At 41.5% G+C, this 16,168-nt stretch carries 21 protein-coding genes; 2 read left to right on the top strand and 19 right to left on the bottom strand.

Annotated elements, in window-relative coordinates; all coding sequences use genetic code 11:
* Nucleotides 1-1,117 precede the first annotated feature (1,117 nt).
* The 15 genes from ACQKMI_RS25315 to ACQKMI_RS25245 form a co-directional block, all read right to left on the bottom strand.
* Complete coding sequence (locus tag ACQKMI_RS25315; protein WP_427493365.1) at nt 1,118-1,654, bottom strand: phBC6A51 family helix-turn-helix protein; 537 nt, start codon at nt 1,652-1,654, stop codon at nt 1,118-1,120.
* A gap of 21 nt (nt 1,655-1,675) precedes the next feature.
* Entirely contained in the window at nt 1,676-3,184 is a 1,509-nt protein-coding gene (locus ACQKMI_RS25310; protein WP_427493363.1) for a hypothetical protein, read from the bottom strand.
* Nucleotides 3,185-3,485: 301 nt separating this feature from the next.
* Nucleotides 3,486-3,761 (bottom strand): hypothetical protein, encoded by a 276-nt coding sequence (locus ACQKMI_RS25305; RefSeq protein WP_427493361.1) that lies wholly within the window; start codon nt 3,759-3,761, stop codon nt 3,486-3,488.
* A 72-nt stretch (nt 3,762-3,833) separates the two neighbouring features.
* Nucleotides 3,834-5,879, bottom strand: a complete 2,046-nt coding sequence (locus ACQKMI_RS25300; RefSeq protein ID WP_427493359.1) for a phage tail protein — start codon at nt 5,877-5,879, stop codon at nt 3,834-3,836.
* 183 nt (nt 5,880-6,062) lie between these two features.
* Nucleotides 6,063-6,377: a hypothetical protein gene (locus ACQKMI_RS25295; RefSeq protein WP_427493357.1), complete on the bottom strand. Its 315-nt coding sequence runs from the start codon at nt 6,375-6,377 to the stop codon at nt 6,063-6,065.
* 62 nt (nt 6,378-6,439) lie between these two features.
* Entirely contained in the window at nt 6,440-6,595 is a 156-nt protein-coding gene (locus ACQKMI_RS25290) for a hypothetical protein (RefSeq protein ID WP_427493355.1), read from the bottom strand.
* Nucleotides 6,596-6,618: 23 nt separating this feature from the next.
* Nucleotides 6,619-7,011, bottom strand: a complete 393-nt coding sequence (locus ACQKMI_RS25285; protein WP_427493353.1) for a phage tail assembly chaperone — start codon at nt 7,009-7,011, stop codon at nt 6,619-6,621.
* Nucleotides 7,012-7,100: 89 nt separating this feature from the next.
* A complete protein-coding gene (locus tag ACQKMI_RS25280) occupies nt 7,101-7,409 on the bottom strand; it encodes a hypothetical protein (protein WP_427493351.1) in 309 nt (102 codons plus the stop codon).
* 65 nt (nt 7,410-7,474) lie between these two features.
* Nucleotides 7,475-8,239: a hypothetical protein gene (locus ACQKMI_RS25275; protein WP_427493349.1), complete on the bottom strand. Its 765-nt coding sequence runs from the start codon at nt 8,237-8,239 to the stop codon at nt 7,475-7,477.
* 34 nt (nt 8,240-8,273) lie between these two features.
* On the bottom strand, nt 8,274-8,507 hold the full coding sequence (locus ACQKMI_RS25270) for a helix-turn-helix transcriptional regulator (protein ID WP_427493347.1): 234 nt from the start codon (nt 8,505-8,507) through the stop codon (nt 8,274-8,276).
* 118 nt (nt 8,508-8,625) lie between these two features.
* Entirely contained in the window at nt 8,626-9,609 is a 984-nt protein-coding gene (locus tag ACQKMI_RS25265; RefSeq protein ID WP_427493345.1) for a hypothetical protein, read from the bottom strand.
* Between the two features lie 259 nt (nt 9,610-9,868).
* Entirely contained in the window at nt 9,869-10,348 is a 480-nt protein-coding gene (locus tag ACQKMI_RS25260; protein WP_427493343.1) for an ArsR family transcriptional regulator, read from the bottom strand.
* Nucleotides 10,349-10,416: 68 nt separating this feature from the next.
* Nucleotides 10,417-11,493: a ParB/RepB/Spo0J family partition protein gene (locus ACQKMI_RS25255; RefSeq protein WP_427493341.1), complete on the bottom strand. Its 1,077-nt coding sequence runs from the start codon at nt 11,491-11,493 to the stop codon at nt 10,417-10,419.
* A gap of 880 nt (nt 11,494-12,373) precedes the next feature.
* Nucleotides 12,374-12,631, bottom strand: coding sequence for a hypothetical protein (locus ACQKMI_RS25250; RefSeq protein WP_427493339.1), 258 nt, complete (start codon nt 12,629-12,631; stop codon nt 12,374-12,376).
* Between the two features lie 15 nt (nt 12,632-12,646).
* On the bottom strand, nt 12,647-12,871 hold the full coding sequence (locus tag ACQKMI_RS25245) for a hypothetical protein (RefSeq protein ID WP_427493337.1): 225 nt from the start codon (nt 12,869-12,871) through the stop codon (nt 12,647-12,649).
* A 237-nt stretch (nt 12,872-13,108) separates the two neighbouring features.
* Here ACQKMI_RS25245 and ACQKMI_RS25240 point away from each other — a divergent pair, with 237 nt between their 5' ends.
* Nucleotides 13,109-13,339 (top strand): helix-turn-helix domain-containing protein, encoded by a 231-nt coding sequence (locus ACQKMI_RS25240; protein WP_427493335.1) that lies wholly within the window; start codon nt 13,109-13,111, stop codon nt 13,337-13,339.
* Nucleotides 13,340-13,357: 18 nt separating this feature from the next.
* Here ACQKMI_RS25240 and ACQKMI_RS25235 read toward each other — a convergent pair whose 3' ends face one another.
* A complete protein-coding gene (locus tag ACQKMI_RS25235) occupies nt 13,358-13,537 on the bottom strand; it encodes a hypothetical protein (protein ID WP_427493333.1) in 180 nt (59 codons plus the stop codon).
* Between the two features lie 85 nt (nt 13,538-13,622).
* On the opposite strand from ACQKMI_RS25235, the gene ACQKMI_RS25230 reads away from it, so the two are divergent.
* A complete protein-coding gene (locus ACQKMI_RS25230) occupies nt 13,623-14,246 on the top strand; it encodes a hypothetical protein (protein WP_427493331.1) in 624 nt (207 codons plus the stop codon).
* 113 nt (nt 14,247-14,359) lie between these two features.
* On the opposite strand, the gene ACQKMI_RS25225 is transcribed toward ACQKMI_RS25230, so the two are convergent.
* From ACQKMI_RS25225 to ACQKMI_RS25215, 3 genes are read right to left on the bottom strand one after another with little or no spacing between them, the layout of a single operon-like run.
* Nucleotides 14,360-14,539: a hypothetical protein gene (locus ACQKMI_RS25225; protein WP_427493329.1), complete on the bottom strand. Its 180-nt coding sequence runs from the start codon at nt 14,537-14,539 to the stop codon at nt 14,360-14,362.
* Between the two features lie 37 nt (nt 14,540-14,576).
* Nucleotides 14,577-15,176 (bottom strand): MerR family transcriptional regulator, encoded by a 600-nt coding sequence (locus tag ACQKMI_RS25220; RefSeq protein WP_427493327.1) that lies wholly within the window; start codon nt 15,174-15,176, stop codon nt 14,577-14,579.
* A 2-nt stretch (nt 15,177-15,178) separates the two neighbouring features.
* Nucleotides 15,179-16,135, bottom strand: coding sequence for a hypothetical protein (locus tag ACQKMI_RS25215; RefSeq protein ID WP_427493325.1), 957 nt, complete (start codon nt 16,133-16,135; stop codon nt 15,179-15,181).
* Between the last annotated feature and the right edge of the window lie 33 nt (nt 16,136-16,168).

The raw sequence follows: 16,168 nt of genomic DNA, 5'->3' as shown, positions 1-16,168 counted from the left end.
CGCTCCGTTGTATAAGTTAGATAAAATTGTACTCGTTGATTTGTTGCCGTTAATGTTCTCATAGTCGTTGCCTCCAGTTTTTGCGGAAACAAAAAGCGCCCTGCTATCGTATTTCATTACGATGCAAGACGCTAAATCTAGCGACTATTTACGATAATTCATTTTTTATGGTTGAAATAACGTCTAAGTTCTTATAAAATGACGTATAGATATATTAAATATCGTTCAAAACATAAAAAACGAGTTATTCGCAAGTTTGCATCGTGGTGAGGTCACGATTGTAAGCGAGTGTAGAAGGATTGCCGTCCAACTACATTCACGCGGGTAACTCTTTTTGCTTTTTCCGGGCTTATTTCGTTAGCAACAACGATAAACTATCAAACGATTAAACGCAAGAAATATTTTCATATAAAACCATCCGCGGGCTGCTGTGAGACGCATCGAAACTTCATTAAGTGTACCGTTGCCCACCTCGATTACGCTGACATCGCCTCGCCATGTGCTGATTTTTAGACCTAATAACAAATATATATATTATACTGAGTGACTGAGAGCTAGGTTGATGTCTTTAGAGGGTTATGAGAGTGTAAGATGCGAGTGCAAATTGACTCCCCGTTTAATTTTGAAAATTATTTTGTGTCGGACGTAGATTAGAGGGTTCTGAGAAATGGCGCTTGGGGGGATCGCGATTTGATTTAGTTCACTTTGATTCGCTTTGTATATCGATTAATAAAAATTCCGTTTTAACTTCCGATAACCTATCTTATGTAAACTAGAACAACGGCTCAAACGTTGATAAATCAACATTCTTCAACTTCACCGGAAGTAATCGTTATGCAACATTTCATACATCGCACTCAAACGCAGTATCTACGCATGGTTACGTTATGTAACTGCAACAGTCCGATTGATTACGAATGCATAAAATGTAACGTTGATTCGCATTTATTAACATCGTTTTTGACCCCCTATTTTTTGAGCGACCTCCCGCCAGCCACCTCTGCCTGACGTAATCTCCGTAATAATCCTAGATTAAGTGGCGATATGTAAACGTAGGTATAAAAAAAGACGGACACATAAGCGCTACACTACGCCTACATGCCCGATAATAACCACTCTACTTCGTTGTATCTACCGTCGGCATATCGATAACATCCACGTCTCCCTGCTCTGCTTTCGCAATGATACGCGCAATATCCTCGTCACTCACTTGCGAGCCGACTCCGCCTTGATTAACCGTAATCTCATGCTGTTGTTTCGTATTACCCATGCCAGCGTGATTTAAGAAGAATAAGTTAGCGCCAATGGACGGTGTGCCCGAGAACGAACCGTCTGCTAAGCCTTTCATATTCCTCAACGCCTGCAGCACGTAATCATTAGCGATAACTTGCGCTGCATCCTTTATATAGCGATTGAACTCCGGCGACATTCGATATTCATATAAGGTTTCACGCGATACACCTACATCTGCAGCGATTTCACTAAAGGATCGGCGCTTTCCTTTGCCATTGCGCGGTAATGAATCGTTCACAATGATAAGTTGTGCAGCCAATAGTTGGCGCTGTGTTAAGTCGTAGTTTTCTACTGGAATAGACGGCAATGCATCTAAGTCCACCTCGGTAACTAATTCTGTTGTTTTAATTTCGTTTGTCATATCGTAATTCCTCCCGTTATCTTAGTAAATTTGTCGTCCTACTTGACGGCGTCCAGTCGATTTATAGATGCCTGGATTTTCTATCGGCGGGCCGTACCACCAATCCGGTTTCGGTATAATCCTTGCCTCCGGTTTTTTAGCGCTAGTGAACGCCATTTCAATCGCATCTAAAACGTCAACAACTCCGTTAGGATACTCTTGTAACTCTCGGTACACTTCTTTATGATCGCGGTTAAGGATAAGCGACTTGTTAGCTAGTGGTACTTCTAGCGATTCGATACGGCTCGCCTTCGACTTAGTGCCATGCGTTTTAATCGTTTTCATACGCGTGTGATAAATTGAGTTATGGCGCATCGTATCTTCTAATTGCTCAGCGAAAGCCCTATAGGCGCCAATTCCTTCGACGACACATTTATGCGGCTTATACTCGGCCATTCGCGGTAAGATTTCCATAATAAACTCGGACGGTACTTGTCGACTTGCGTAGACATCTAATACGAATACGAGTCCACTTTCCTTATGGCGTCCTAGTGTTACGTATGCGTTAAGTGCTGACCGTTTACTGCCTGCCAAAGCAGGATCCCAGCACGCCACTTTATCCATATCGCGCAAATAATAATACTTGTCGTTGTATTCGATTGCGTCCAGGTGATTTTGTCCGTCAAATACTCGTCGACTGTACGCGTAGTCCTCCGGTGAAAAGTGCTGTTCATCGCTTGCGAATGATTGATTCATATACTCCGAAGCAAAGGCACGGCTACCAATGGACGCCTTAACATGCATTAGCTCGCGATATGTCCAACGGTTAGACCACGCTAGTTCTATGCCCGATTCTAGTTCGTCACGATGTTTCTCGTAATATTCATCCAGTTCAGCGTCAGTTGCTTCGCCAGTGTACATATGCAAATAGTCGCTCCACAAATGCGGATTATCCGGCTCATTGATGACTGCAGCATGGAATAGTCGCTTATAGTCGCGACGTTCCAATAGATGCGACAATAGGCCAGTTGCCGTAACTTTTGTTCCGACAAATACGATTACGCCATTCTCTGAAGGTAAAGGCTCGACAGTTGAGTTCCACCAGTGAATTAACTTCTGGCGCTGTTCCTCCGTTGCCTCATTGTTCAGCGAAGATAAATCATCACATATACAAAGCGAAGGACGCGCAGAATTGAACGTCTTGCCTCGTAGACTTTTCCCGGCTGACGATGCCTCTACGAGTTGCTTATTCGTAGTAATGAACGTATCCTCATTATCGCGCTCGTTCTTAGTAGACTGCTTATGAAGCAATTCTCCGAAGTCCTCGCGTAGTCGCTCATTGTATTTCAATTGATTAGCAATAGACGCTACTAGTCGCTTAGCAAGCGTATCTGTCTCGGAAATAATAAGGATGTAATTATCGTGGCCGTATGCTAGTGAATGAAGCGCTTTGATTGTACTAACTATCGAACTTTTTGCATGACCACGGGGCGCCGCAATAACGAATCGCTTATCTTTACGCTTAGTAATCGCATCACACACGTCATACATATCGCTATGAATAGCTGCAGTTTCTTCTATCGTTTCATGCGGTCGATCATCGCTGAAATTACGGATAATATTTCCGGCATCATTGCCAGGATTGCGTTCGTCGGAAAAGTATTCATATGCGAAGTGTGCTACGTCTTGCTCACCTTTTATGATCGATTCCAGGCGCTCGCTTTCCCGGTCCATCGCTATGAGTTGCGATTGTTCCTGGCTTGTTAGCTTGCTTTTTCCTGCTTTCTTGGCCAACGCTTGGATAGCGCGACGTAGCTGTTTTAATCGTGCTTTACGTTCGCTCATATTCATATTAGTTAGCACCTCCCGCGATCAATAAGTCGGCAATTTCTTCGCGAGCTTCTGCAGCAACGCGTTGATGTTCTGCGTCACCTGTTATTTGGTACATAATCGCTGATGAGACTAATTTTCGTGCTGTAGTCGTCGCTGGCGTCTCCTTCATTTGATTTAGTGCCGTTAAATCCTCTTGCAAGGCTGCTATAGTTTCTCCGTCTGCGGAACCTAATGCCGTTGTAAATGCTGCTAAAATTGTGTGTGTTGAAATTGCTTTTAAATTGTCTCTAGTCATATTCCCATCCCCTTTTTCAATATAAAAAGACAAGCGCTAATGCGCCTGTCCGTTTGTTTTTATCTGCACGTCCTAGCCGGTTTGTGTCCTTTCTCTCTCTATCATCTTCGCTAATTTGTATGCGATATCTTCGATGTCAGCATCTTCGCGAATGATAATGTGGTCCGCTAATTTTGCGATAGTAATTCCGCCGCCCGAGCGTCCTTCGTCATAAGCCTTTGCTTCTTGCGCAGTAAGAATTTTTTCATTTTTATGCATCGAGGCTACATACCCGTTATAGGGTACCGCGTCTAGGCCGTGATAGTGCGAGCCGTCCGGTTTACCTCCTTTTTTACCATCTCCTGCACCGATTAAACCGCCCACGAAGTTTACTCCTGCGCTAATCCCGTTCGTAATCCAATCCGGTAATTTAGCTTTGCCGATAAATCCGATGAATTCTTTTACATGGCCGTAAGCTGTCGATATCCATCCGCTGAGTGTTTCAAACCAGCCTTGTACGGTTGATAGAACTCCGGAAAATTCATCGAACGCATTTTTAACGCCTGTTAGGATGAAGTCGACTAGTGGCGCTAATACGTTATCCCACATCCATTTCATTACGGTAGATAAAGCCTCGAATCCTATAGCAAGTAAAGAGAGAATCGGCTGAGCAATCGCCCACATAGTCGAGAATAGCTGCACTAAAAACGAAATCGCCGGAGCAATAACGTTATTGAATACGATCATTGCAACATCACCGAGAATTTGCAGCATGTTCCAGAATCCGCTCAGATATGGCTCGATAATCGACCACGCATTCGAAATTATGTCGGACACCGTAGACCATGCTTGAGAAAATGCTGCTTTTAAGCGCTCAAAAATAGGCATAAATTGCGCTATTTTCTCGGAGATATACGACTTAACTTCTTCAAACTTCGTTTTGAGTGTTTCGAATGATCCTTCGCCGAAGATTTTATCGAATAATCCACCTACGCCGCCTTTTTTAAAGGCATTTGTTAGCTCGGAAACTTTCGTTTTGATTCCGTTAATAACTCCGTTAATTTTTTCAGCTATATCAGGAGGAAATAGTGCTTCGATTAAGCCACTTGTGCCGCCAGTTTTAAATGCGGACCACAGCTCCTTCACCTTACCGACAATTCCGTCGATAGCTCCTCGGAAGGTTTCGCTATTGTCATAGAGCGCTTTGAATCCGACTGCAGCTGCAGATATTCCCATTGCTATTAATGAGATTGGATTGGTCAATGCAGCGAGGACTCCAACGATAGCGAGAGCCCCGACGAAAACAGCTAGTGAGCTTGCAACTGCCGTAATAGGCTTTCTCCATTTGATGAAAACGTCATACAAGGCGATTGCCTTATCCGTGATATTACCTAGAAAATTCCCCAGTTGATCGCTAATCTTTTTAACGTCCAATTTATCGATTGAATCGTTAATACGTTTTAAAAAATCTCCTAATTTTGTATTTGATTTATCACCGGCGTCACGGAACAGTGTACCTACCCGTTCCTTAAGGCTGTTCCATCGCCCAATTGTTGTCGATCCCATAGCCTCAACCGTTTTTTCAGTGATGTTCATCTTATTTAACGCTTTATCTATTCCCGCCAGTTGCTCCTCGAATGAACCGCCTTTAACGTCGTTTAAAATGTTTTTATCAAGGTTAAATACATCCCGTAGACTGATTGTATCGCCCGAATTTAACTCACGAAGTCCCCTAACGGCATCGTCGATTGTTTTCGTTGGATCACTAGCAACAAGACGCTCGACAAGTTTCCACGATTTTTCAAGTTGTCCCATATCTTTAGTTAGAGTAAGAAGGCCTTTGGAGCCCGCAAACATGTCCCCCGAGTTAAGCAACGGACTATCAATGGCGATTTTATCAACCATCTTCATATATTGCTTAGTCGCACCGTCGTCCTGGAATGCGGCTTGAATAATCGCTTTACTTTGCTCGAATTGAGCAGCTTGTCCGATGGTAGCATTCAGTAATTTCGCAGCTCCATTCGCCCCTATATAAGCGCTGGCGAGTCCGACAAGCGTACTTTGGAGCCCGCCGAACGAAGCGCTTAAACCATTTGTCCCAACATGTAGTCGGCTAACGCTTGCAGAAAAGCCGTTCATACGATTTGACGTTGAGGATACCGCACTACCTAGCCGGTTGACTGCAGCTTGAGATCGCGAAACGCTCTCTCCCGCGGAACGACTAGTTCGATTCATACGGTCCATCATCTGCGTGATTTGTCTAAGGCGACTTGTGCCTTGGTCGCGAACTCGGAATACAGCCGTCAAGTTTACTGCCATCGACTAATCACGCCCTCTACGTTGTGCTAGCCTTTTTAATCGACTAAACTCTTTAGCGACTTCATTTCCGTGCCTACGCGTTAGTTTTGCGTCTGATTGCTTTCCAGTAGAACAGTATCTAATCGCAGAATTTACGGTCAAGATTACTAATCGTTTTAAATTTTTGTGCACTTCTAGTTGAGTCGCTTTCACTTCCATTTCAAGTGCTTTTAACTTTGGCAACATCGCCTCACGCTTACTTGCGTCTGCCTTTAATAAAACTCCGGCTAGTAATGTGGCATTTGTTAAAATTTCTGCTTCTCTATCTGCGTTATTCATTCGCACTCTCTCCTTTAAACACAAACAAAATAAAAAAGACGCCCTATTCAGAGCGCCTTCTACTACCTTTGTTTACGTTCTAATTCTTTTCGTTGTTTTTCTTCTTCGTCCATTACAACCATTTCTGACGCATACATAAACATCCTGTAACGTTTATCCTTCATCGCGTAAACTTCATGCGGTGGAATGTGGTGATTTTGGAAAATGCGGTGCAGCAAGTACGCCTCGCCACCCGCCCTAATTAGTTTTTTACTTCTTCAACCTCATCCTCGTCGTCAAATCCTGATAATGATAATACTGCAGTCTGTAAAACCATGATTTCACCGGCTAACAACGCTTTTTGAACACATTCGCCGGCATCAGAAGCTCCGAAATGCTCTAACATTTGCTTATCTGCGAAGTTCGGTTCGACAGTCGCCTTAACAATAAGTAATCGCGATACTTCTTCTTCATTAACTTTTAACTCCGTTTTCTTTCCGTTCTTAGTCGGATAAGTAGCTTGTGCACGAATCTTATCGATGTCCTCGCCTGTTAGCGCTTTGATAGTAATAGAGTCGCCTAGACGTTTAATAAAAACCTTTTCCGTAATTTCTACTGCTGGCTTTGCTCCTAAAAATGAATCTAAAATTGTCATTTAATCGTCTCCCATTCGTTTTTTATTTGTGAAAATATAAAAAGCCACAACGTCGAATTAAAACGTCATGGCTTTCGTGATTCGGTTTATTATGCGTTCACTGGTTTAATTGATCGCGATGTGATAGCTGGCGGATGCGAATCTTTCGGTTGTTTTGCTTGCTCCGCGATTAGTTCCAATCGTCGCTCGAACGCTGCCTTGACTGCAATATAACGCTCTACATAATAAACTCCAGCGCAAGCTGCTTTGTCTGCCAAGAAAGCTAAGTTATGTGCGTCGATTTTTTCGTCTGAAATATCGACTTTTGATATATCTAAGTCGTCAGGTAATTTTTCTTTTAATAGATTATCTTCCTTAATCACTGCTGTTCCATCTTCTTGGTAATAAATTTCAATCATACATTTATCGTCTCCATTCGTTTTTAGTGAAAATATAAAAGGCGGAACTAAGTCCGCCCTAATCGTTATTCCATTACATGCGTTCCAGCCATGCCTCCAAACGTCTCAACCTCTCCGTCAAGGATTGCCAGCCCATTTTCCGGTTCGTTAATGTGGTTTGCGATTGAGCCGATATATGTTTTTACAGTGTCGTGCTGAGGCGATCCGTCGCGGAATAGTTTGATGTCACCGCCATCGCTAAAGTACGCTAGTACCTCGTTAGCCTTCGTAACCTCCGGCGTAGTAGCCTTTGCCTGAACGCTAGAATAAATGTATCTTAATGCCTGTTTATGCTTTGGGCTGTCATCGATAGCAGTTACTGTCTTGATAAGCGAAGGGAACTCTTTTTGTAGTTCTGCAGCGTAATATGGTTCGTCATATTTTGATTGGAAAGTATCAATTGCTTTAATTGCTGTATCTACGTTTGTATTAAGCATGATTGACGTCTGTAAGGCTGACAGCTCCTGTTCAAACAACTTAACGTCTACTGCACTAGACGGCTGTTTAATAGCATCTGTTTTCATCTTTTTAGCAAGTGCCGTAGCTTCTGCAGCAACCTTCGCATATGTAGCTTTTTCTTTTGCTACAACCCCAAACACTTCTCGAGCAGCCTCTCGCTTAAACTCCTCTACCTTTACCTTTTTACCTTGAGGCGTAAGATGTTGGTCATTTCTAATCTTGGCAAGTGGATCATTCATACCTTCTCTCAATTGAGTAGCGATCGTTGTAGCAAATTTCGATTTAATTTCGTAACCTTGTTCAAATAGCTCGCTTAATTTTTGGATTGTCATAATTTTCATTTCCCCTTGTCTTTTTAATTATTTTTTATTGTAAAGCGTCGGCTAGCGATTGAATTTCTTCGGTTGCTGCAGACACTTGACGACTAATTGCAAGTAATGCTTCTGCTGCACGTTCAGCCACAGATCGCGACAACTTTCTCTCTCCGCGTTCGATAAAGCCTAGCATGACTGGCGTAATGCCTATGTGCTTTGCTAGTTCTCCTTGTGAGACTCCGAATATTTCGCGATAATATTTGATTTGATTTGCTGTTAGTGCCATTTTCATCCCTCCTTTTTGTTAGTAATAAAATAACTACATGCAGTGAAAATAAAAAAGCCGCCCATTATGAGCGACTGCCGAGTTATTTTATTTGCCTTTTTTCTTCTTTCCCAAATATTTAAAATACGCTACTTTGTGACCTTTTTTTGATGCGTGACAACAACTTTCTTAAGCTTGTATAGTCAATTCCCAACTCTTTAGCTGCGTAATCTCTTTTTATAATCGCATAGCCTCGACGATCGCATGAGTACCCATCAAACTTACACATTCTACGGTCCCGATTGATTATTATAATTAACTCACCCACCAACTCACGTTGCTTTTTAGTCAATCTTTCAACCTTGCTGGCACTAAATCCAGGTATTATAGCGTTATAACTATCCGTAGGAAATTGCTTTTTAACATACAATGTTACCGGATCACCAAAACTGTTATGTCGATAGATTCGTTTCATACCATTACGGTGCAGCTCCAACTCACCGAATTTAGACGTTATAGCCTTATTCATGTAAACGATAATCTCACGTTCTGATTTCGATACATCCACATATCCAAGCGCTCGCTCAATCGAAGCGACGATATTTTCACTAACTCCTTTCTCTACTTCTAAACGTCGTTCCTCTCGCTCCATATATCTACGTTTAGCATATTCATAGAACTCCAAAAAATACGGTAGCTCAGTAGCATACAACTCCCGTTTTATTCTATCCATAGAAGCATCTACGCACGCGAATAACGTTGCATCCTGCTTAAATTTCAATAAATATCCATCAAAATCTGTATACTCACACCCGAAGTCAATCCTAAAGTCAATGTAAATCATCGAGAGTAGGCGATTTAATTCCTTTGCAGTTTCGTCTAATCTTTCCCCTATATAATCGCGTAGAGCGCCCTTTTTAAGCCTTCTGACGCGATACCCGATGTAATGTTCCGATCTACCCAACTTCACGTTTACGTGTACCTTACCGTCCTTGAGAGGCAACACTTCTCGCGTTGGGTCTTTACTAAAATCGAAAGTAGCTCCATATAAAATCTCGTCAATAATTAAACGGTCGCCAGTTTGTTGATAGTTTACAATTCTTTGTTTGAAGTCGTTTGTCATCTTCTCATTCATCCCCTTAACAATAGATTCGTCCCTGTGTTGGTATGTTTTTCAGACTAACGTGTCATTCTTTTCACTTTGTTTTTAAGTAATATCAATAATGTATATGTTACTATTGCGAATATCCTAGCGTTTAAATGCGTTAGCATTTATGCGCTAGAAAAGTAGGTCTTTGTAGTAATTCTTTATACGTAATTCTTTATAACGTCTAATAAACAGATTAGCGAATGTTGAAAAACAGACTAACTACGGCTAAAAATCATACTGCATCGCCAGGCTTCCATTTAAACGCATCTTTTCTAGTCCGCAATTTCTCTCGACGAGCCTTATTTCTAGTGATTCGTTTAGCAATTTCCGGTTCGTCAGAGAACGCTCGCGCGAATTCTTCCACTGTCTCGATCAGCGGATTAAATGTATACACGTTATTCCCGTAGTAAGGATGTTTTGTCGCATTAATAACTTGTAACTTCCGCAAGGTTTCGATTGCCTTATCGACGGTACTACGACTGACATTCAATACCAATTCCATCTCGTCAAACGTTGGGAAACTATAACCATATGAACGATTGTAGTTTTTCACTAGATACGTATAAACTAACGCTGTATTTGCATTAAAATCCGGATGTAGCGTGTAAATCTCCATTAATGCGTGAGGCAAGGCGGCCCAACCTTTCGTCTCAAACGGTAACGCTGCTTGTGTAGCTGGAATTGCCGGTGTTTGTTTCGTTGTCTCTGTCATAAATATCTCTCCCTTTGTTTTTGATGTTTAGTTGCACCTCTTATTGTTGGATTGTGTCACGTGACACACTATGCGAGTTGTAATTCACCGTCTGTATAACGTTTTAAAACTCGTTCGCGCCATTCATCGTAATCTGTATCAAAATCGACCACATTCTCTCTATAGTCACGTAATACTTCACACCATTCTTCTGACGCTTTATAAACTTCCCAGCGTTTGTGGCCAGAATCCTCTTTTGCTACGGCATCAAAATATTCCTCAACCACATCGTCGGTTAATTTTTCAATTTCTACGTGTAGTGACGTGTGGCTTGTAAAATTAAGACCTTTTATAAGTAGTGCAATTAGACTTTCCTCGCAAGCAATCCTCTCCTCATTACATTGACGTAGTTCAACATTTTCAATCCCTTGTTTTTCTGCTTCCTTTAACTGCTGAAACTCCCGCAAACTCAAGCGAAGTTTTGTTGACCATTGTAAATCTAGTAAAGCACTAGCAATGAGTTTATAACGCATATCAGATACGTATTGCTCGACGTCCTTCACCGATATTTTTACTCGGTCCTTAAATTCCTTTGTAAAAAGTGATTGGAAGTAGTCGAAGTCACTTTGTTCCCCCTTAATAAGGCGAGGTACGTCAGTAATACTGCACAACTTACTATGAATAGTAAGCAACACCTTCGCATGTCCTTCTGCTAAACGACCCGAGGCAATCCAGTCCTGCACCTCCGGCAATAAGTTTAACAATCGTAATTTTGTAGTTACATACGTACGACTCTTACTAACCTTCTCCGCAATCTGCTCATGCGTGAATCCCATCTCTACGTACTTCATAAACGCCTGTGCTTCCTCAATAGGTGTCATCTGCTCACGCTGTATATTCTCGATTACCGCCAAATGAAACGCCTCTTGTTCGTCAACCTCACGTACTATAGAAGGAATCTCTATCAAACCGGCCATTTGCGCAGCTCTGAAACGTCGCTCTCCTTGCACAATTTCATATTTACCGTCAATCGGGCGGACCATGATCGGCGACATGACACCTTCTACTTTGATTGATTGCGACAACTCCACAAGCGCTTGTTCGTTGAAGTGTTTACGTGGTTGATGCGGATTAGCTTGGATTTCTGTTAGTTTGATTAGTTGCATGTAAATCTCTCCCTTTGTTTGTTTTTGTCCAAATCAATTAAATTTGCGTTTATCTCTTGCAATTCACCCCTACATCATGTATACTGACAATAGAAATTAGATAATTGGGGTAAGGGGAAGTCTGCGCGCAATCAGACATACCACTCCTCATTATATCGGTCACTGCTTGCAGATGTAAAGCAGTTTTTTTGCATTTTCTTAAAATTTTTTCCTCCACTTCCGTTCAGCCTTACTCGCTCTAAGCGTTAAGCCACTTTCAATTCGTTCTAATAAGTTCCTAATAGAAAAACGGCTACTCAGCAAAGTAACCGTCGTATAATCGCAGTTGGCGCTACGATTTCGTTAATAGTCGCTTGTTGGCGCAAGCTCTAGCAAACCCTGTTGGCGCAGGATTAGCGTTATATATGACTCTACTAGTTGGCGCTAGTTGAGCGTTTAACTCTTAGCAATGGATCTCATAAGACGTTCGGTTTCTCTCTTTCTCTTTTCCTAATTCAGTCGCAATTGAATTTTTATAGGCGTTAGTTTCCGACTTGTTGGCGCAAGTAGGATTTGGAAACGTTTCACCGGTGAAACAATTAGGTCTCGGGATGTCGGAATCCCTGGGGACTCGACTTCATACATGTATTTACCGTACTATTTACCGGTATTTCGCTTTGCAGAGCGTCGTACATGTATTCATGAATGTATATTTACCGGCATCAATACCGGTATTACGTTACGAATGACGTTAAATTTGACGTCACAACCAACGTTTTTGTAAGTAATAACGTTAATTTAGGCTTGATTTAACGTCATCCGGAGCAAACTCCATGCGATTTACCGTATCAAATTCCTGTATCAGCGTCCGATACCGTAGTTTTTATGTGAAAATTACGTATTAAGCTGATAATTTCGGTGCTTGCGCTAGAATTGTTAGTAGTTCAATCGTTTCGCAAGTATCAAGTTCTGAAAAAATTAATTTGGCTTCCTCATCCCACTTAAAGAAGATTTCATTATCTCCTATGTGCAAGATTGCATCATCTGCATACCCCGGTTGCCTAAATACTTCTAAATGCACCTGATCCATAATCTGAGTCCTTTCAACGACGTAACTATAGCCTGGCTCAACTTCAACAATCTGCATCTGTGTAATCATAAAACAACCTCCCGTTTAATTTATCACTACAAAAACAAAAACTCCTGTTGCTAAATAAAATGCCGTTGCTACGCAATACCACGTTTTCAAATCATCCTCTGAGCCATCTTCTGCAAAGAAATAATTTTCAACCTTCTGCGCTGTGTGAGCTGCTTGTTGCGTAAGTAGTTTTACATACGATTTGATATAACTACGCTCAAATGACTGTGCCGACGGTTTACGAGCCGTTGATTGCCTCATACGTTTGTACCTCGCACAATTCCGAACTCTTTTCCTTCGACGATAATTGCGGAATACCAATCGTTGATAATGATCGTAACTTGTTCGCTTAGCTTAATTGTCATACGCTCTTACCTCCGTTTGTTTTTCTTCTTGATTCTAATATATCGCATATGCGATATAACGTCAACCCTTATTTACGAATAAGTCATAAAACGATACAATCAGGGTATAATAGTAACGAAGGGAATGGTAGTAATGAGAAAAATACATATTAAACTTGCTGACATACTAAAAGAAAGAGACATGACACAGGCGCAAATTGCGAAACTAGCTGATATTCGACCTAATGCAATTTCAAATCTATGTAGAGGCTATGTGGATCGCCTATCAATCGAACATTTAGAAAAGTTATGTGAGGCACTACAATTGGCGAGCATAAACGATTTAATTGAATTAGAACCAAACAAAAAAGACGACGGCCAATAACGGCTATCGTCTCTCTTTTTATTTACTTTGCTTTTTATGCGATTTCTTTTTCTGTAATGGAATACCAGATTCATTTGCGTGATTAATAATTTTCTCGGCCAGTTCTGCAGCCAATTCTTTTTTCGATTTACCCATCGTGCCACCTCCGAAAAATACATTGTACAAGCAGTATCGCCAGGCTCCTAAAATTTTAATCATAAGAGCCTCTCCCACGACGTACGATAGTGGTGTAACGACAGGAGAACAGTGTCACAAACATAAAACGGCTTTGGGAGGCGAGAAAGTGCAAAAGGGAAGTGCAAGAAAGGTCCGTGCGGATAAAAAACGAGATGTGAGGCCAACTGTTCCGATCGAATTAAAAGACACAATTTATCGTATTAGCTATGTTATCGATACGCCCGTTAAGGACATCGTTGAGACAATTTGTTTATTTGGACTTGATTCGAGGAAGGTCATCACCCACCTATCCGAAAATTTCAAACGTAATGTAAGGTTCCACAACACTCTTTTTTTGGGCGATATTAATAAACCGTCAGTGCAACGACTTAAGCCTGGGACTCGAACAGAACGGATCAGCACTAGACTAAAACAGCCCGACTACGAAAATCTAGTAACACTCGCATTTGCACTCGATGTAACACCTTCGCGAGCTTGTTCTTTACTACTTGACGCTAGTATTCGTCACAGTGACTTCGTAAATAGTTACTTCCAACAACATTTATCCGAAACTCTTAATTTCAATAGGATGGTAGAGTTAAAGAAGATTATTAGCTTTATAAATACGAACAGTCCTTACGACGAATCGGTATCTTGGCTCGCATTGGTATCCTATATTTATGCGGAAATAAAAGATAGTGCAGTCTCTTTCAATGACACGCTTCACGATTTTATCGACAAATGGAAGTAATATAACAAGGTATATTAAGGTTCTTTTAAAATCAACCACTAATTTCCTTCCTTTTCAGTGGTTGATACTTTTTATATTCCCTTTTCTGGCATCTAGGTTATGATATTGTTTGATTATTTTAACTTAAGATTTAGATAATCTCTTAGTGCTTTCTGCTGATCTTTTGATAGCAATATTTCATCTACATCAGAATGTATTCCTTGCTTAAAAGTTTGCGTTAATCTCATATTACCGAATTCGTCATTTTCTGCTTCTAGTTTAAAATCGTTATCTTCTAAAATAACATTCTTCACAGCGCTTCCCCTCACTCTCATTATTGAATCGTGAACGTTACTTTCCGAACAATCGCGACCAAAACGAAGGAGCCGGCTTTTCTAGCTGCTTCCGTTCCATTTCTACAATTTGTTCGGAAAGTTTTGCAATAGTTTCGGATTGCTCCGCGATCTGCTTCGTCTGTTCCTCTAGCTTTTCCGATTGGCGCTGCAGCTTATCGTCGATGGCTGACTGAAACTCAATCATTAGCTTATCACGATCATGAAGCTCTCCTCTTAATGCGTCAATTACCGCCAGAGCTTGCGCTACTACGCGTTCGGCGTTGTCGTTATCTTGCTGTACTACGGGAATATTCGCGTCATTTGTTGCGACAACTTGCGATATTTTAGGCGCAAGAATAGCGCTTATATCAATATCCGATGACATAACGAAACTAGCTGCTTCTTCTAACGGCATTGATTTCTCTCGGTTTAGGTGTTGCATGGCGCGTAAAATGTTCACGTCTGTTTGCGAATATTCGCGATGATTTCGAGTGTTACGATACAATTGCAGTCCGTTTTGCTCCAGCAATGCTGCATAATGTTTCAGATTAGTAGTCGAAAAACCTAATGTATTTGCTACTTCTTTGGCTGTTAGTCGATCATTATCGGTTGTCACAGTTAATCACGCTCCTTTAGCCAGTCATAAAACGGAACTTTCGACGTCTCAATCGGACGCTTGTCCGAAGGAATTGGCGCTACTACATCATATTGTACAGCTTTTTCTAACGCAGCTGAGAACGCAGCTACTATATTTTCAAACACATAACCCTCTGCGAGTTGCATTGCAATAGAATGAACGATATCTTTTGCTTTACTGAAACGTTTAGCATCGCAATCTGAGCCTATACGCAAGGCTAGGACGTGTCTTACGGCTTTGATAGACTTATGGTAAGGCATTTCGTTTAAGACGTCATAGAGAGCGATTTGAAAGGAATTAGAAGCATATTCTAATACATATTCTCGGCTTGGCGTCGATTCTTTTTCTATTTCCTCTTTAACAGCGTTAGCGACCCCACTTATATACTTATCTTTTACTTGTTTAGAAATAAAAGAGATATTAAGGTTAGGACTTTGTTTTTCACTATCAACACTTACTGCGCCAACGGATTGTGCTTCTTTCTGTTCGGCAATCGGTTCAGCATTTAGTTGAGCAAGTTTGTAGTCAGAAAGCGAAAATACCTCGCGCATAATCTCTCGGAAGTTGTCGTGTTTTTTATCGACGAATATGTACTTTCCAGCGCCTCCACGCGACTTTATCAACCTAGCAACAATATACTCGCCAGTTTCCTTTAACGCCCTCACAGCGCTCGTAACGGTCCTTACGGACACACCACAACGCTCAGCTAATTTATCTGCGCCAACTTTTGCGATTCCGGCTGCAGACGTGATGTAAAGAATATGATCCAGGACATCGCGTTGCTTATTCGGAAAGGCTTCGTCTAGCATGATGTTTCTTTCTTCTAGCGATGATCGTAGTGCATTAAGTCTGCTACGCTTGGCCGTTGTAGTAGGTCGCTCCGTTGTATAAGTTAGATAAAATTGTACTCGTTGATTTGTTGCCGTTAATGTTCTCATAGTCGTTGCCTCCAGTTTTTGCGGAAACAAAAA

Origin of the sequence: Lysinibacillus sp. NPDC097214 (assembly GCF_050277945.1) — a bacterium.
GTDB classification, from domain to species: domain Bacteria; phylum Bacillota; class Bacilli; order Bacillales_A; family Planococcaceae; genus Lysinibacillus; species Lysinibacillus xylanilyticus_B.
The sequence above is the reverse complement of the archived record's forward strand: the minus strand, read 5'-3'. Positions and strand labels throughout refer to the sequence as shown.

What these genes read in the sequence shown, in the direction of transcription:
- ACQKMI_RS25315 (WP_427493365.1), bottom strand. Translation starts at nt 1,654, where the DNA reads ATGACAAACGAAATTAAAACAACAGAATTAGTTACCGAGGTGGACTTA.
- ACQKMI_RS25305 (WP_427493361.1), bottom strand. Translation starts at nt 3,761, where the DNA reads ATGACTAGAGACAATTTAAAAGCAATTTCAACACACACAATTTTAGCA.
- ACQKMI_RS25280 (WP_427493351.1), bottom strand. Translation starts at nt 7,409, where the DNA reads ATGATTGAAATTTATTACCAAGAAGATGGAACAGCAGTGATTAAGGAA.
- ACQKMI_RS25270 (WP_427493347.1), bottom strand. Translation starts at nt 8,507, where the DNA reads ATGGCACTAACAGCAAATCAAATCAAATATTATCGCGAAATATTCGGA.
- ACQKMI_RS25300 (WP_427493359.1), bottom strand. Translation starts at nt 5,879, where the DNA reads ATGAACGGCTTTTCTGCAAGCGTTAGCCGACTACATGTTGGGACAAAT.
- ACQKMI_RS25260 (WP_427493343.1), bottom strand. Translation starts at nt 10,348, where the DNA reads ATGACAGAGACAACGAAACAAACACCGGCAATTCCAGCTACACAAGCA.
- ACQKMI_RS25240 (WP_427493335.1), top strand. Translation starts at nt 13,109, where the DNA reads ATGAGAAAAATACATATTAAACTTGCTGACATACTAAAAGAAAGAGAC.
- ACQKMI_RS25285 (WP_427493353.1), bottom strand. Translation starts at nt 7,011, where the DNA reads ATGACAATTTTAGATTCATTTTTAGGAGCAAAGCCAGCAGTAGAAATT.
- ACQKMI_RS25310 (WP_427493363.1), bottom strand. Translation starts at nt 3,184, where the DNA reads ATGTATGACGTGTGTGATGCGATTACTAAGCGTAAAGATAAGCGATTC.
- ACQKMI_RS25275 (WP_427493349.1), bottom strand. Translation starts at nt 8,239, where the DNA reads ATGACAATCCAAAAATTAAGCGAGCTATTTGAACAAGGTTACGAAATT.
- ACQKMI_RS25235 (WP_427493333.1), bottom strand. Translation starts at nt 13,537, where the DNA reads ATGATTAAAATTTTAGGAGCCTGGCGATACTGCTTGTACAATGTATTT.
- ACQKMI_RS25215 (WP_427493325.1), bottom strand. Translation starts at nt 16,135, where the DNA reads ATGAGAACATTAACGGCAACAAATCAACGAGTACAATTTTATCTAACT.
- ACQKMI_RS25265 (WP_427493345.1), bottom strand. Translation starts at nt 9,609, where the DNA reads ATGACAAACGACTTCAAACAAAGAATTGTAAACTATCAACAAACTGGC.
- ACQKMI_RS25255 (WP_427493341.1), bottom strand. Translation starts at nt 11,493, where the DNA reads ATGCAACTAATCAAACTAACAGAAATCCAAGCTAATCCGCATCAACCA.
- ACQKMI_RS25245 (WP_427493337.1), bottom strand. Translation starts at nt 12,871, where the DNA reads ATGAGGCAATCAACGGCTCGTAAACCGTCGGCACAGTCATTTGAGCGT.
- ACQKMI_RS25250 (WP_427493339.1), bottom strand. Translation starts at nt 12,631, where the DNA reads ATGATTACACAGATGCAGATTGTTGAAGTTGAGCCAGGCTATAGTTAC.
- ACQKMI_RS25295 (WP_427493357.1), bottom strand. Translation starts at nt 6,377, where the DNA reads ATGAATAACGCAGATAGAGAAGCAGAAATTTTAACAAATGCCACATTA.